The organism is Filomicrobium insigne (assembly GCF_900104305.1).
GTDB classification, from domain to species: Bacteria; Pseudomonadota; Alphaproteobacteria; order Rhizobiales; family Hyphomicrobiaceae; genus Filomicrobium; species Filomicrobium insigne.
This window is the reverse complement of record NZ_FNJC01000001.1, coordinates 544,025-558,736: the sequence shown is the minus strand read 5'-3', so window position 1 is coordinate 558,736 and position 14,712 is coordinate 544,025. Positions and strand designations below refer to the sequence as shown.

The window sequence follows — 14,712 nt, the reverse complement described above, 5'->3', positions numbered from 1 at the left end:
AGAATGCCGGGAGTTGAGCTGACGATGAGCCCTCAAAGGCGAAAGTGCTCAGTTTGTAAAGGAAGAGGCTACCTGGACGGTCCATCGCTCATTGCTGGAATCGGGACCGATCCGGACTTCTGTCTCCAATGCAAAGACGTGGCTCCCTTTGAGGGAAGTCGTATTCTGAAACTGCCCGGTAATCACATCGGACGGCCTATTCTTCGGATCGCGGCAGGCGCCTATCTGGCTGCTGCGTTGCTCACGCTCGCGGGGCTAGCGTGGAAGCAGTGATGGCCGCTCTTCCAGTCAGACAGGAACTGAACGCCTACGTTGACGGGGAACTTCCACCCGAGCGAGCGGCTGAGATTGCTAAAATCGCTGAACGTAACGCCGATATCGCACAAGCCATCGCCGTGATCGCAAGCCTGAAAGTAGCATTACACCAGATGTTTGAGCATGAGGTGCGCGCGACGAGCGCCAGCCCTCTGCTCATCGATCCGGAACGTTCATTCTGAAAGGAAAGGGCTTAGGGTGACTAAGCAATTTCAAATCTGGTGGAGCCGAGGGGAATCGAACCCCTGACCTCTACAATGCCATTGTAGCGCTCTCCCAACTGAGCTACGGCCCCGACCGGTATTGGGAATGTACTCTTACAAGTAAGCCAAACGGAGCTAGATGACCGAGTCTCCGTTTAGAGGGCGTTCAATAGGGCGAGCCGACGTAAACATCAAGCCAAAATTGAATGCCTTGCACTTTCCAGGGCAAGAGCGGTTTTTCCGCGCCTCGCCCTGGGTGGTTTCTGGCCCCGCCTAGCCACGTCGCAGGCTTAGGTTTCGTCCTCGTCCCCATCGTGGGCGCCGCCAATAATATTGGAGACATCACCGCCGTCGGTTTCCTCATCTTCAAGGAAAGTATCATCGTCGGCATCGGCCAGATCATCGTCGGCTTCGACATCGACGAGATCTTCCTCCTCGTCCTTCTCATCCGCTTCACCATCGGCGCTGGCGAACTCGGACTTCTTGGTCTTACGTGCAGACGCTTCGTCGACTTTGTCGATCACCGCGCCCGGAGGGGCATGCGCGATTTCGTAGATCGTGCCGCAAATCGGACAAACGATCGGATCGCGATTGAGATCATAAAATCGGGAACCGCATTCGCTGCTCTGGCAGGTGCGTTTTATCCCGCGCGCGTCCTTGACCATGGGGTGTTGTGCCTTTGTCGTCTGGAAAAAGAGCGTGCCCTCTGCCATACCACCGTCGCTCTGTCAAAACTAACCTTCGGTGACAGCGAAAGTTCTCTAATATAGATGCGAACGCAAAAGGGCGATCCGTTCGCGTTCAGGGGTGAAAAAAGATCCCTGAGCAACGCCGATTGACATGAGCATGGCCGGCTTGCTCTAAGACGCCAAGATTTGCGCGCTTCCCGATTATAGAGCCCGGGCTGCTGCGTCCCCAATCCCGGCAATCCCAGCATAACCGGTGCCAAGCCGATGTCTTACGTTCCGAAGCCGCTTTCGTCTACTCGATCCGGACCATTGTCCGGCCAACTCACTGTTCCCGGCGACAAATCGATTTCCCATCGTGCGCTGCTCTTCGGTGCGCTCAGCCTGGGAACGACACGGATCACGGGATTGCTCGAGTCGGAAGATGTGCTCAACACGGCCAAGGTCGTCAGCGCGTTGGGCGCGCCTGCAACTAAGACAAAGGACGTATGGCAGGTGCAGGGCCGCGGGCTCGGTGGGTTCCAGCAGCCTGATGTTCCGCTCGATTTCGGCAATTCGGGAACTGGAGCACGTTTGGCCATGGGCGTCGTCGCCGGCCAGGCGGTTAGCGTCGAAATGATTGGGGACGAGTCTCTTTCCCGTCGTCCCATGAGCCGCGTCCTGAACCCACTCAAGCAAATGGGGCTCCAGGTCGAGAACAAGGATCGCGAGACGCTGCCACTCAAATTGCGCGGTACCGTCGATCTCGTACCGATTGAATACGAACTCCCCGTTCCCTCCGCGCAAGTCAAATCTGCGGTTCTAATCGCGGGCTTGCAGGCGACAGGCACGACGACGGTCATAGAGACCGAACCGACCCGCGACCATACGGAGCGCATGCTCCGCTTCTTCGGAGCCGAAATTACAACAGCGGCCGGGGGCGATGGGAAAACGCGGATCTCAGTAACGGGCGGTCAGCAGATGCAGGGCCGCGAGGTTGCGGTGCCAGCTGATCCCTCTTCAGCAGCCTTTCTCGCCGCCGCTGCGGTTTTGGTGCCGGGATCAGACGTCACGATCGAAGGCGTCCTTATCAACGATACACGCATTGGCTTCTACAAGACCCTCCAGGAAATGGGGGCCGACCTCACGTACGCGAATAAGCGTGAGGAGGGTGGCGAACAGATTGCCGACATCCGTGTGCGCCATTCCGCGCTGAAGGGCGTTCGGGTGCCGCCGGAACGTGCTCCGTCTATGATTGACGAATATCCTATCCTGGCCGTCGTGGCAGCTTTCGCTGAGGGCGAGACCGTCATGGAAGGCTTGGCCGAGTTGAAGGTCAAGGAAAGCGACCGGTTGGCGGCAACTGCGGCGGGCCTTGAAGTCAACGGCGTTAACGCGCGCGTTGAAGGAGATGCTTTGATCGTGGTTGGGTCGGACCGCGTTTCAGGGGGCGGGGTGGTCGCCACGCATCTCGATCACCGTATCGCAATGGCGTTCCTGGTCATGGGCTTCGCGTCCGAAAAGCCGGTCAAGGTGGACGATACATCCATGATCGCCACCAGTTTCCCGGAGTTCATTGGTCTTTTAGAGAAGCTGGGAGCGCGGTTCGACGCGGTTGCGGAGTGACCGTTATGATCATCGCGATAGACGGGCCAGCGGCATCGGGAAAAGGAACTCTTGCCCGGCGTCTCGCCGCCTATTTCGGTTACCACTATCTTGATACGGGCCTTCTTTATCGCGCTGTCGCCCGCGATTGTCTGGAGCTCGGCCACGATCTTAACGATACGCGCGCAGTTACCACGCTAGCCTGTTCGTTGGACCCGGTGCGGCTGGACGATGCAGGGCTGCGCGCCCCCGGTATCGGCGAGGCAGCTTCAATTGTCGCGAAAATCCCCGAAGTTCGGGCGGCGCTGCTGGAATATCAACGCAGTTTTGCGAACCGGCTGCCGGGGGCCATACTTGATGGACGGGACATAGGCACCGTGGTTTGCCCGGATGCGGACGCCAAGATCTTCGTCACCGCGTCTGTCGAAGAACGTGCCAAGCGCCGGTTCCGCGAGTATGAGGCGGCGGGCGAGAGCCCGGATATGGAGAAAATGCTGGAGTTAATCCGCGCGCGCGATGCGCGCGATGCTGGGCGCGGCGCGGCCCCGATGCGCCGCGCCGAAGACGCGGACTTGCTCGATACCACCGAAATGGATATAGAAACGGCATTCGACGCCGCCGTCGGATTGATCAAGAGGAAGATCGGCCAATAGGGTGTATGCAAGACGTACGCCCCAAATCTTATTGGCAGGGTGCGATACTCATCGCGGCGGCAACAAAATTCACCAATCGTATGATCGAGCCGGACGTGCTTGTTGCGGCGGCGGGAACGCTCCCGCTGGGCCAGCATTAATCCGTTGGGATCATTGACTAAAGCAACCGATGCCACGACCCGGATTTTATCTACGGGGCGGCATCAACCCCCTATTACTCAGGAGCGCAACTGCGTATGTCGCAAACCGAATTTTCAAAAGATCTTAACCCCACTCAGGACGAGTTTGCCGCCCTTCTGGCCGAAAGCCTAGCCAAGGACGACATTTATGAAGGTGCCGTCGTCACGGGTAAGGTGGTCGGCATCGAGAAGGATCTGGCCGTAATTGATGTTGGTTTGAAGATGGAAGGCCGCGTTCCTCTGCGCGAGTTCTCCACCAGCGGCAGTTCCGAAATCAAGATCGGCGATGAGGTCGAAGTCTACCTTGAGCGCATCGAAAATGCGCTCGGTGAAGCAGTTCTGTCCCGTGAGAAAGCACGCCGCGAGGAAAGCTGGAACCGTCTTGAAAAGCAGTTCGAGGCTGGCGAAAAGGTGACGGGCGTCATCTTTAACAAGGTCAAGGGCGGCTTTACGGTCGACCTCGATGGTGCAGTGGCCTTCCTGCCGGGCAGTCAGGTCGACATTCGCCCCGTCCGCGACATTGGCCCGCTGATGCACCAGCAACAGCCTTTCCAAATTCTCAAAATGGACCGTCGCCGTGGCAACATCGTCGTGTCGCGCCGCTCCGTTCTCGAAGAAACGCGTGCCGAACAGCGCGCCGACATCGTCGCCCGCCTGGAAGAAGGTCAGGTTATCGACGGTCTGGTCAAGAACATCACCGACTACGGTGCGTTCATCGACCTCGGTGGTATCGATGGTCTCCTTCACGTCACCGACATGGCTTGGCGCCGCGTCAACCATCCTTCCGAGATCCTCAACGTCGGCGATACCGTGAAGGTGCAGATCATCCGCATCAACCCGGAAACGCAGCGCATCAGCCTCGGCATGAAGCAGTTGCTGTCCGATCCGTGGGAAGGCATCGAAGCCAAGTACCCCGTCGGCGGTCGCTTCACCGGAACCGTAACGAACATTGCCGATTACGGTGCCTTTGTTGAGCTGGAGCCAGGTGTTGAGGGCTTGATCCACGTCTCCGAAATGAGCTGGACCAAGAAGAACATCCATCCAGGCAAGATCGTTTCCACGAGCCAGGAAGTGGAAGTTCAGATCCTTGAGGTCGATTCCAACAAGCGTCGTATCTCGCTGGGTCTCAAGCAGACGCAAGATAATCCTTGGGAAGTCTTCCTGGCTCAGCACCCGCGCGGTACGGAAGTCGAAGGCCCGATCCGCAACATCACAGAATTCGGTCTGTTCATCGGTCTCGAAGGTGGTGTCGACGGTATGGTCCACCTCTCCGACCTCGACTGGAACCGCGCTGGCGACGAAGCCATCAAGGACTTCAAGAAGGGCGACAATGTCAGGGCTGTGGTTCTCGATGTTGACAGCCAGAAAGAACGCATTTCGCTCGGTATCAAGCAGTTGGGCGGCGATCCGGCCGAAACCATTGGCGGATTCAAGAAGAGCGAGATCGTAACCTGCGAAGTGATCGGCGTTCAGGAGAACGGCATCGAAGTCAAGCTGGCCGATACCGACCTGACCACGTTCATCAAGCGTTCGGACTTGTCGCGTGACCGCTCCGAACAGCGCCCTGAGCGTTTCAGCGTAGGCGACAAGCTTGATGCTGCCGTTATCAGCCTCGACAAGGCGGCGCGCCGGATCAACGTTTCCATCAAAGCGCTGGAGATCGCCGAAGAGAAGAAGGCTGTTGCTCAGTACGGTTCGTCCGATTCAGGCGCATCACTCGGCGACATCTTGGGCGCTGCGATCAAGAAGAGCCAGAGCGACGACGACTCCGACGAGGAAGAGCAGGACTGAACGCACAATGCATGAACGTCGGGGTGTCTTAAACCGCCGTTCTGTGATGTGAATAAAGTTCGCAAGACAACTTTGGAAGGCGCACGATAGGGCTAGCCTATCGTGCGCCTTAATTGTAAGATTCCGGTTTCAGTGACCCGAATAACGATTATTGAAGACGGCCCGATACTTGCCTAACGTGAAAGGCAATCAGAAACAGCGCGTAAGTCCACCTAGCGGGCGACACGTGCGCACCGGAGTCTATCAATGAGCGTTGAGACCGAAGTCGTCCTTGATCGCCGCCGTTTGCGCCGCAAGATGGCTTCCTGGCGTATTCTGGCCGTACTCGCCCTATTGCTGGCAGTCGGCGCGCTACTTATGAGCGACAAGAGCCTATCGGGCTTCTTGAATAAGCCCCAAATTGCACGGGTTTCCATAGTTGGCACAATCCTCGAGGATCGCCGCCAGCTTCAATTGCTACGCGAAATCGCTAAAGCCGACCATGTCGCCGGCGTCTTGCTGTTCGTGAACAGCCCTGGTGGGACGACTACTGGCGGAGAAGCGCTTTACACGGCCTTGCGCGACGTGGCCGAAAAAAAGCCAGTGGTGGCCCAATTCGGTACAGTTGCCGCGTCTGCAGGCTACATCGTTGGGTTGGCAACCGATCACATCGTTTCCCGCGGCAATACGATCACGGGGTCCGTCGGCGTCCTGATGCAGTGGCCTGAGGTGACCGAACTCCTGGGCAAGATCGGCGTGAAGATGAACGAGGTCAAGAGCGGTGCGCTGAAGGCTGAGCCCTCTCCCTTTAAGGTAGCGGATCAGGAAGCTCTCAACGTCACGGCCGAGATGATCGATGACGGCTTTAAGTGGTTCTTGTCTCTTGTCGAAGCCAGGCGCGGTATTACCGCTGCAGAGGTGCCAGGATTGAAGGAAGGCCGCATCTTTTCGGGGCGTCAGGCTCAAGATTACAAACTCGTTGATGAGATCGGCGGAGAAGACGAGGCGGTTCGCTGGCTGAAAGAGAAACGCGGCGTTCCGGCGAATGTTGAAGTCGTCGACTGGAAAGTGAAAGACGACTCGGGTTGGGGGCTGTCCGCTTCTCTCTCTAATTTGGCGGCCGGATTGGTCGGTGCGGGCGTGGCGGGACTGACCCAATTCGCCAGCCGTGACGGAAACCTTTCTTCACTAAGTCTTGACGGTCTTGTTTCTGTTTGGCAACCTGCCAAAAATTGAATAATTACAACAACTTTCCTCATGGGAGGCAGCCGGTGATAAAGTCCGAACTGATCCAGCGGATTTCCGCTGCAAACCCTCATCTCTATCATCGCGATGTCGAGCGCATCGTGAACGTGATTTTCGATGAAATCGTTGATGCTCTGGCACGCGGGGACCGGGTCGAACTGCGTGGCTTTGGCGCGTTCACCGTCAAGCACCGTCCGGCACGTGAAGGCCGGAACCCACGTACTGGAGAGCCTGTACCAGTCGAGGAAAAATTCGTTCCGTTCTTCAAGACTGGCAAAGAGCTGCGTGACCGCCTTAATGTGCCAAAGAAAAAGGGTCACTAACCTTCTCTCACGCGGGCTGCCGTCGCCGGAAAAAAAGTCGTATAGATTACCGCAAAGGAAGGTTCACTTGCTGTGTCGGTTCGCAGGATGTGGGCCGTTATGGGAATCTACAACGGCCAGGGCACTCCGAATTATGATCCGGGGGCGCTGGTAGTTATCCGGGGCGCTGACCGTGCTGCAACGAATATTTACGATCGTAATCGCCTTCCCAATGGCGCTGGTCTTGATTGCACTAGCCGTGGCTAACCGCCATGATGTGCGTCTCGTGCTCGATCCATTTCGACCAGACACTCCGGCACTATCTCTAGTGCTTCCCTTTTATGCCTATCTCTTCGGTGTCCTGGCGTTGGGTATCATCGCGGGCGGTCTGGCTGTATGGTTCGGACAAGGCCACTGGCGTCACGCAGCGCGCGTGCGAACCCAAGAAGCGCGACGCTGGCAGGCTGAAGCCGACCGGCTGACCCGTGAACGCGATGCCAATGCAACCGGTGGCAGCCGACAGCTTATTGCCAATTCGCGATAAGTGTTCCTCGGCGTCCGTTATCTCAACGGATGGCATGGACCTAAGCCAATGCAACCAAAAGTAAAAATCTGCGGCTTGACCACGCAGGAAGCCCTCGAAGCTGCGATTGCCGCTGGTGCGGACTTCGTTGGTTTCGTGATTTTTCCGAAAAGTCCACGCCACGTAGATATCGCCGGTGCGAAGGCGCTCGCGAATACGGCGCGGAATCGTGCGCGCTCGGTTGTTTTGCTTGTTGACCCGGATGATGAGCTGTTTGATCGGGTGTGTGCAGAAGTGGCCCCCGACCTTATACAGCTGCACGGGCATGAAAGCCCTGAACGCGTCGCCAAGTTACGGGCGCGTGGCGATACAGCCATTATAAAAGCGATCGGCATCAAAGCTCCAGGCGATGCGGAAAAGGCAGAGCCCTATCGGCGGCCTAGTCGCGCCGACTTGATATTGTTCGATGCTGCTCCGCCCCCGGATGCAGGCGATGCCCTGCCAGGTGGCAACGGCCTCAGTTTCGACTGGAAAATTCTAGACGGCGTTGCGCGCCGATTTGACTTCGCGTTAGCCGGCGGGTTGAACGCTGAAAACGTCCGCGAAGCAATCCGCCTGACCGGAGCCGCGATCGTTGATGTGTCCTCCGGCGTCGAAAAGGCGCCAGGCATCAAAGACCCGCAACGTATTGTGCGGTTCCTTGAAACGGCAAAATCGACTAGCGTCGCGGCAAGATAGCGAGGCCATCGGGAAGATCTGTCGGCCGGCATGATGAAAAAGCGAACGGAGAGGTTCGCTTGGAGCGTCGCCGGGAATAGGCTACCCATCGCCGGCACCGGCAGTGTGAACCGCGACGGCAGGCACGACCAACAAGGAGCGTATACCAACGATATGGCGACCACCAACCAGCCTAACAAACTCAATAGCTACGTGACCGGTCCAGACGAGCGCGGACACTTTGGTCTCTTCGGCGGTCGCTTTGTAGCCGAAACCTTGATGCCGCTAATCCTGGAGCTGGAGAACGCGTATAACGCTGCCAAAGCAGACCCGGCATTCGCGGAAGAGCTTACCTACTTGATGACCTATTACGGCGGCCGTCCGAGCCCGCTGTACTTTGCCGAACGATTGACCGAGCATTTGCGAGGTGTAGCAGGCGGCGACAAGGGCGCGAAAATTTACTTCAAGCGCGATGAGCTGAACCACACAGGGTCCCATAAAATCAATAATTGCCTTGGCCAGATCCTTTTGGCCAAACGCATGGGCAAAACCCGCATCATCGCTGAGACAGGCGCTGGCCAGCACGGCGTCGCGGTCGCAACCGTCTGTGCGCGTTTCGGCCTGCCTTGCGAAGTCTACATGGGCAAGACCGACGTCGAACGGCAAAAGCCTAACGTCGTGCGTATGCACATGCTGGGGGCGAAGGTGAACCCCGTGACCAGCGGTGCGGGCACTCTGAAGGACGCGATGAACGAGGCGTTGCGCGATTGGGTCACCAACGTCCATGATACCTACTACATCATTGGTACCGCAGCAGGACCGCATCCCTACCCGGCAATGGTTCGCGACTTTCAATCCATCATCGGCCGCGAGGTGCGCGAGCAGATGATGGCAGCAGAAGGTCGTCTGCCGGATACGCTTGTCGCTTGTATTGGCGGCGGCTCCAATGCCATTGGCCTGTTCCATCCATTCCTGGATGATGAAGGCGTCAAGATTTATGGCGTCGAAGCCGGAGGATACGGTCTTGAGGTGTCGAATGGCCATGCTGCTTCGATGAATGGAGGGCGCCCTGGCGTACTTCATGGCAACCGCACGTATCTCTTGCAGGACGGCGACGGCCAGATTCTCGAAGGGCACTCAATCTCTGCCGGACTCGATTATCCCGGAGTGGGGCCAGAGCATTCCTGGCTGAAGGATACAGGGCGGGTCAAATACGTCTCGGTAACGGACAAGGAGGCGTTGGATGCATTCCAGCTTTGCACGCGTCTGGAAGGCATCATTCCGGCTTTGGAGCCATCGCATGCCCTTGCACACGTGGCCAAGCTTGCGCCGACGCTTCCTCAAAATGATCTATTGGTCATGAATATGTGCGGACGCGGCGATAAGGATGTTTTCACTGTCGCTGGCCATCTCGGCATGGACATCTGAACCTTGCCTCAGAAAGGCATTCGCTAAAAAGATCGAAGACACGATCCTTGATGCAAAAAATTGAGCTCGGGTTGCTGAAAATGCAACTCGAGCTTAATATTTTTTGAGTATCTGATTGTTTATTCCCCGCAATAGGGAGGAAGATTGGCGGATTTGATTATTGGTTTCCGAATAGCAGTCGGTAAAAATTTATAAAAATGAATTTCTAAATATTGTATTTTAAGTTTTGGCGTTGAGTGGTGCCCATGAAACGACGAACGTTCTTAGCCGGTTCCGCCGTCGGATTGGCGACAGCCTCCGTAGCCGGGTTTGTTGGCGGATCGAGTTCTCGCGGAGCCAAGCAAGATAGGGTTGCCAACATCAAGGCCCCCGCGGTGGTTTCAGGTAGAGAAGTTGGCACCACGTGGCGGGTCCAGACGTCATGGCCGGCCGGCATCGGTCTTCAGATCTTCGAGGACTGGTGTAACGGCATCGTCGAAAAGACGGGCGGTGAGCTTGCATTCCATCCCTTTGCGGCGGAAGAACTCGTCGGCGGCTTCCAGCTCTTCGACGCACTCAGGGACGGCACTTTGGATGCGATGAACTCGTTCACGCTCTATTGGGCTGGGCGCATGCCGACGGCTGTCTTTCTCTGTTCGTACCCGTTGGCCATGCGACACGCTAACGAGTGGGATGTCTTCTTCTATGGGCTTGGAGGGCTGGAACTGGCCCGCGAAGCCTTCGCCGAGCACGGGATGTTTTATGTCGGGCCCATCCAACATGGCCCCAACATCATCCACTCCCGGGTACCCATCAGATCGATTGATGATTTCCGCGGTCGCAAGATACGCATGCCCGGTGGCATTGTAGCCGAGGTATTTCAGGCGGCGGGAGCTGCAACGACAATGATACCGGGTAGCGAGATCGTTGAAGCGCTGCGTTCCGGCGTCATCGACGCAGCGGACTACGTCGGACCTTCCGTCAACTACGCGCTGGGCCTGCAGGATGTGACGAAATACATATCCATGGGGCCGCCCGGTTACCCATCAATCTACCAGTCGGTGGACCTTATGGATCTCACTGTGAGCATGAAGCGCTGGAATGAGCTGCCTGACCATTTGAAGAAATTCATCGAGTCAGAGCTGCGCTGCTATTCGGACTTCCACCACGCAACGATCCAGGCGGCTGATGTCGCGGCGTGGAAAAAATTTGCAGAAGCGGGGTCGACAATCAATCGGCTTGGCCAGGAGGATGTCGAGAGGTTTACGAGACTCGCGATACCTCGATGGTTTGCCTGGGCCAATAAGGGGCCGAAAGCGGCGCACATATTCAAAATTCAATTGGATTATATGATGTCTAATAGCCTCGGATATGTAACCCCAGACATGATCAAAGGCCTGCGCCTGAATTACAGCTAATGTGAAATTTAATCGAATTTCAATAAAAGTGGCTCATTGAAAGTTTCCTTTGAGATGTTCATGCATCGGTACAAGTGTATTGGATTTTGGGATCAAGGAAATAAATAATAATTTGACCGTAGGCTGCACGCCATGAGGTTGAGCCAAGACGCCAAACTACTCCTGTCTACGTTGATTGTGATTGTCGCGGCAGTCGCAGCAAGCTGGGTTGCGCTGGGCAAAGCCCGTCATTTCATCCTCAAGAAGGAGGGGCGGTATACGGCTGTACACTGGGCGCAATACCTGGAGAATAATCTTCGAGGGCTGGATGGCCTCCTATCGGCGGGCCTCATCACCAACGAAGACCGGATGACGTTTGATTTTGCGACGGCAACCGGCAATGTCCTCAATTATCAAATCCTCGATGAACGCGGTGCGGTTGCATTCTCCTCATGGTCAGGAGATTTCCGCCTGAGCATTCCAACGGATCACGTGCAAGCCGCCATCCGTAATGACAAGAGCTACACCGAACTCATTGAATACGAGGGTGGCGAATCCAGGCCCCGCCTTGTCGCTGAGGCCTACGTTCCCATCGAAAGCACCGCGGGTTACAAAGGGGCCGTCAACGTCAAAATTGACCTAACCGAACGTGCTGTGGAACTCGAACGGCGCAGCATGTTCGCCTTCCTCGGGCTCTTGGGTTTCGTAACGTTGATTAGTACGTTTTGCGGCGCGCTCGTGTGGCGCAACATCCGAAATAGGCAATGGGCTGAAGATCTCCAAAATAGCCGGAGCGTCGTACTTGAGCAGCTTGCGACAGGAATGCCGCTCAAGCAGGTGCTTCTGACACTCGTCCAATCTGTTGAGCGATTGAAGCCGGATACCGTCTGCTCCATCTTGCTACTGGATGAATCCGGCACCCGCTTTAAGGACGGTGTCTCCCCCAGCCTTCCCGAGTTTTTTAGGAACTCAATTAACGGAGTTCAGATCGGGCACGGCGTGGGGTCATGCGGAACCGCTGCTTACACGCGAGAACTTGTGATCGTATCGGATGTGTTAACTCATCCGTATTGGGCCGGTATCCGTGACCTCGTGGCGCGAACCGGCCTTCGCGCATGTTGGTCGCTGCCGGTAATCTCTTCCGACGATGAGGTTCTGGGCACAATTGCCCTTTACTACCGCGAGCCGCGTGAACCGACCGATGCCGAACTCGAATTCTTTCGGACGATATCGCATCTCGTTGGGATCGCCGTGGAGCAACGCCGTTTTCAGGCGCGTATCGCGCATCTAGCACATTACGATACCCTCACGGGGCTCCCCAACCGCCGAAAACTTCAGGCGCGTCTCCAGCAGTATGTGAGTGAAGCGCGAATCGCCAATGGAACCATGGCGCTCGCGATCCTCGACATCGATAAGTTCAAGACGATCAACGACACCTATGGGCATCCTGTCGGGGACTCCGTAATTCGCGAGGCGGCGCGGAGAATTGCTGCATGCGTGCGCGAGGACGACATCGTCGGCCGGCTGGGCGGCGACGAATTAGCGATCGTATTCCGGAAGGTCTCGGATGTGCGTGAAATCGCTGAGGTCTCCGATCGTATCGCGGAGGCCGTTCGGCTCCCGATGTATATCGATGGCAAGAGCATCGCCACCTCTTCGAGTATTGGCGTGAGCTGCTTCCCTCAGCACGCATCCGACTCGGATGAGCTTTTCATCAAGGCAGATCATGCGCTGTATCAAGCGAAGCAATCCGGTCGCGCGACGTGTGAAATATATGACGAAGAATTGCACGAGTTGATCCGCGAAAAACAAATTCTGGAACGAGACGCGGCTCTCGGTATCCAGAAGGACGAATTCTCGTTGGTCTATCAGCCGCAGATCGACCTCAAGAGCGGCGCACTGATTGGCCTTGAAGCACTGGCGCGTTGGGAGCATCCGGTTTTAGGCCAGGTGCCGCCGAATAAATTCATTCCGATCGCCGAAACTTCGCCGATTATCATTGAGCTTGGAGAACGTTTGCTGCGCCAGGCCTGCACGCAAGCTGCGCGTTGGCGGCAGGGCGGGCTGACCAACGTCAAAATCGCCGTAAACGTCGCTGCGAGGCAATTTAAGGACCCGCTGTTTGTCGAAAAAATAAAAAACATACTTGAGCAAACAGACTTGAAGCCTTGCGCGCTGGAACTTGAGATTACTGAGACAATGCTCATTGACGACTTCGATGTTGTCGAGAAGACGTTGGGCGAGCTCAATGCGTTAGGCACCTCGGTTTCGATCGATGATTTTGGTACGGGCTATTCTTCGTTGTTGTATCTATCGAAGCTGCCGTTCCAAAATCTCAAGATTGACCGTTCTTTCGTGCATAACTTGCCCTCTGACTCCAACAGCGTGGCGATTGTGACATCCATCATTGCGATGGCGCGGCAGCTAAATCTCTCCGTTATTGCTGAAGGAATTGAGACCTGCGAGCAGGCGGAATTTCTGCGTATGAACGAGTGCGTCGGAGGCCAAGGATATCTCTTTGCGCAGCCGATGGACGCGCTGCAGCTCGAAACGTGGCTGCGCGATGATTTCGTGAATACGTTTCACGGTCGGCTAGGTGCGATGAACGGACAAATGGAAGCTGCGCGCGTCGCGTCTCTGAAGCACAGTGAGCTACGTTCGGCCTGAGATTTGTGGCCGGAGGTACGGTCCGCGCACTTCTTTCTACCACTAACCTTCCGGGAGTGCTAAGGGAGGGAAACGACGGTCGCGAATTGGCCGCATGCCCCCGAATTTCGGGTTGCTTTTCCCGCAAATCGACGCCGCGCCGCTGCAATCCCGCAGTATCGTCCCGCCATAATTGATATACACGAAACATGACCGAAACACGCATCGACAAACGCTTTGCAGCGCTGAATCAGGAAGGCCGAGCAGCACTCGTAACCTTCGTAAGCGCAGGTGATCCCGACCTGGAAACCGCACGTCGCATCCTGTCAGGTCTTCCTGAAGCAGGTGCTGACATCATCGAGTTGGGTATGCCATTTTCTGACCCAATGGCCGATGGCCCTGCAATTCAGGCCTCTTCACTACGTGCGCTGAAATCTGGCCAGACCATGAAGAAGACGCTTGAATTGGTCGCAGACTTCCGCAAGCAGGATGCCGATACGCCAATCGTTTTGATGGGATACTACAACCCTATTTACGTCTATCCTGCGGAAAGCTTCCTCGATGACGCGAAGGCCGCTGGCGTGGATGGACTGATTGTCGTCGATGTTCCACCCGAAGCTGACGAAGAGCTTTGTCTGCCGGCCATCCAGCGGGGACTGAACTTCATCCGTCTGGCGACCCCCACAACAGATGAACACCGTTTGCCCGCGGTCCTCGCCAATACATCAGGTTTCGTCTATTATGTGTCCATTACCGGTATTACCGGCGCCGCCGCGCCAGTTGTTGACGAAGTGCACGCACAGGTAGCGCGCATTAAAGCTTCAACGAAATTGCCGGTTGCGGTGGGCTTCGGAGTTCGCACGGGCGAACAAGCCAAAGCCTTGGCGAAGGGGGCCGATGCCGTCGTGGTCGGTTCAGCACTTGTCACGGCCATCGCGCAGAGCCTTGACGATAAGGGTGGAGCAACTGACGGGACGGTACCAGCCGTCTTGAATCTTGTGAGGGATCTAAGCGCGGCTCTGCGTAACTGAGTTTGGTCGCGACAATCTGGCAATATATTGCAGCTTGTGACCTAGAGGCCGTAA

13 protein-coding genes and 1 tRNA gene are annotated in these 14,712 nt (G+C 56.4%); 12 read left to right on the top strand and 2 right to left on the bottom strand.

Going from position 1 to position 14,712, the window contains the following annotated elements; all coding sequences use genetic code 11:
• Window positions 1-272: 272 nt before the first annotated feature.
• Window positions 273-497, top strand: a complete 225-nt coding sequence (locus tag BLS30_RS02480) for an anti-sigma factor (RefSeq protein WP_046477895.1) — start codon at window positions 273-275, stop codon at window positions 495-497.
• Between the two features lie 37 nt (window positions 498-534).
• On the opposite strand, the gene BLS30_RS02475 is transcribed toward BLS30_RS02480, so the two are convergent.
• Both BLS30_RS02475 and BLS30_RS02470 read right to left on the bottom strand, forming a co-directional pair.
• Window positions 535-610: transfer RNA gene (locus BLS30_RS02475), tRNA-Ala, on the bottom strand.
• 198 nt (window positions 611-808) lie between these two features.
• On the bottom strand, window positions 809-1,231 hold the full coding sequence (locus tag BLS30_RS02470; protein ID WP_244512346.1) for a TIGR02300 family protein: 423 nt from the start codon (window positions 1,229-1,231) through the stop codon (window positions 809-811).
• A 240-nt stretch (window positions 1,232-1,471) separates the two neighbouring features.
• On the opposite strand from BLS30_RS02470, the gene aroA reads away from it, so the two are divergent.
• From aroA to trpA, 11 genes are all read left to right on the top strand, one after another.
• Window positions 1,472-2,809 carry a 3-phosphoshikimate 1-carboxyvinyltransferase gene (gene aroA, locus BLS30_RS02465; RefSeq protein WP_046477896.1) on the top strand — a complete coding sequence of 446 codons (1,338 nt, stop codon included), beginning with the start codon at window positions 1,472-1,474 and terminating at the stop codon, window positions 2,807-2,809.
• 5 nt (window positions 2,810-2,814) lie between these two features.
• Window positions 2,815-3,441: a (d)CMP kinase gene (cmk, locus tag BLS30_RS02460; protein ID WP_046477897.1), complete on the top strand. Its 627-nt coding sequence runs from the start codon at window positions 2,815-2,817 to the stop codon at window positions 3,439-3,441.
• Window positions 3,442-3,677: 236 nt separating this feature from the next.
• Window positions 3,678-5,411, top strand: a complete 1,734-nt coding sequence (gene rpsA / locus BLS30_RS02455) for a 30S ribosomal protein S1 (protein ID WP_046477898.1) — start codon at window positions 3,678-3,680, stop codon at window positions 5,409-5,411.
• A 246-nt stretch (window positions 5,412-5,657) separates the two neighbouring features.
• Window positions 5,658-6,626, top strand: a complete 969-nt coding sequence (sppA, locus tag BLS30_RS02450; RefSeq protein WP_046477899.1) for a signal peptide peptidase SppA — start codon at window positions 5,658-5,660, stop codon at window positions 6,624-6,626.
• A gap of 35 nt (window positions 6,627-6,661) precedes the next feature.
• Window positions 6,662-6,958, top strand: a complete 297-nt coding sequence (gene ihfB / locus BLS30_RS02445) for an integration host factor subunit beta (RefSeq protein WP_046477900.1) — start codon at window positions 6,662-6,664, stop codon at window positions 6,956-6,958.
• Between the two features lie 172 nt (window positions 6,959-7,130).
• Window positions 7,131-7,481, top strand: coding sequence for a hypothetical protein (locus tag BLS30_RS02440; RefSeq protein ID WP_090226347.1), 351 nt, complete (start codon window positions 7,131-7,133; stop codon window positions 7,479-7,481).
• Window positions 7,482-7,529: 48 nt separating this feature from the next.
• Window positions 7,530-8,198: a phosphoribosylanthranilate isomerase gene (locus BLS30_RS02435; protein ID WP_090227325.1), complete on the top strand. Its 669-nt coding sequence runs from the start codon at window positions 7,530-7,532 to the stop codon at window positions 8,196-8,198.
• Window positions 8,199-8,351: 153 nt separating this feature from the next.
• Window positions 8,352-9,605 (top strand): tryptophan synthase subunit beta, encoded by a 1,254-nt coding sequence (gene trpB / locus BLS30_RS02430; protein ID WP_046477902.1) that lies wholly within the window; start codon window positions 8,352-8,354, stop codon window positions 9,603-9,605.
• 245 nt (window positions 9,606-9,850) lie between these two features.
• Window positions 9,851-11,002 carry a TRAP transporter substrate-binding protein DctP gene (dctP, locus tag BLS30_RS02425; RefSeq protein ID WP_082101067.1) on the top strand — a complete coding sequence of 384 codons (1,152 nt, stop codon included), beginning with the start codon at window positions 9,851-9,853 and terminating at the stop codon, window positions 11,000-11,002.
• 132 nt (window positions 11,003-11,134) lie between these two features.
• Window positions 11,135-13,648 (top strand): putative bifunctional diguanylate cyclase/phosphodiesterase, encoded by a 2,514-nt coding sequence (locus BLS30_RS02420; protein ID WP_052743785.1) that lies wholly within the window; start codon window positions 11,135-11,137, stop codon window positions 13,646-13,648.
• A 188-nt stretch (window positions 13,649-13,836) separates the two neighbouring features.
• On the top strand, window positions 13,837-14,658 hold the full coding sequence (trpA, locus tag BLS30_RS02415; protein ID WP_046477903.1) for a tryptophan synthase subunit alpha: 822 nt from the start codon (window positions 13,837-13,839) through the stop codon (window positions 14,656-14,658).
• Window positions 14,659-14,712: the final 54 nt, after the last annotated feature.

Bases quoted from the DNA above. Each gene is read 5' to 3' on its own strand.
- BLS30_RS02480 (WP_046477895.1), top strand. From the start codon at position 273: ATGGCCGCTCTTCCAGTCAGACAGGAACTGAACGCCTACGTTGACGGG.
- BLS30_RS02470 (WP_244512346.1), bottom strand. From the start codon at position 1,231: ATGGCAGAGGGCACGCTCTTTTTCCAGACGACAAAGGCACAACACCCC.
- aroA (WP_046477896.1), top strand. From the start codon at position 1,472: ATGTCTTACGTTCCGAAGCCGCTTTCGTCTACTCGATCCGGACCATTG.
- cmk (WP_046477897.1), top strand. From the start codon at position 2,815: ATGATCATCGCGATAGACGGGCCAGCGGCATCGGGAAAAGGAACTCTT.
- rpsA (WP_046477898.1), top strand. From the start codon at position 3,678: ATGTCGCAAACCGAATTTTCAAAAGATCTTAACCCCACTCAGGACGAG.
- sppA (WP_046477899.1), top strand. From the start codon at position 5,658: ATGAGCGTTGAGACCGAAGTCGTCCTTGATCGCCGCCGTTTGCGCCGC.
- BLS30_RS02435 (WP_090227325.1), top strand. From the start codon at position 7,530: ATGCAACCAAAAGTAAAAATCTGCGGCTTGACCACGCAGGAAGCCCTC.
- trpB (WP_046477902.1), top strand. From the start codon at position 8,352: ATGGCGACCACCAACCAGCCTAACAAACTCAATAGCTACGTGACCGGT.
- dctP (WP_082101067.1), top strand. From the start codon at position 9,851: ATGAAACGACGAACGTTCTTAGCCGGTTCCGCCGTCGGATTGGCGACA.
- BLS30_RS02420 (WP_052743785.1), top strand. From the start codon at position 11,135: ATGAGGTTGAGCCAAGACGCCAAACTACTCCTGTCTACGTTGATTGTG.
- trpA (WP_046477903.1), top strand. From the start codon at position 13,837: ATGACCGAAACACGCATCGACAAACGCTTTGCAGCGCTGAATCAGGAA.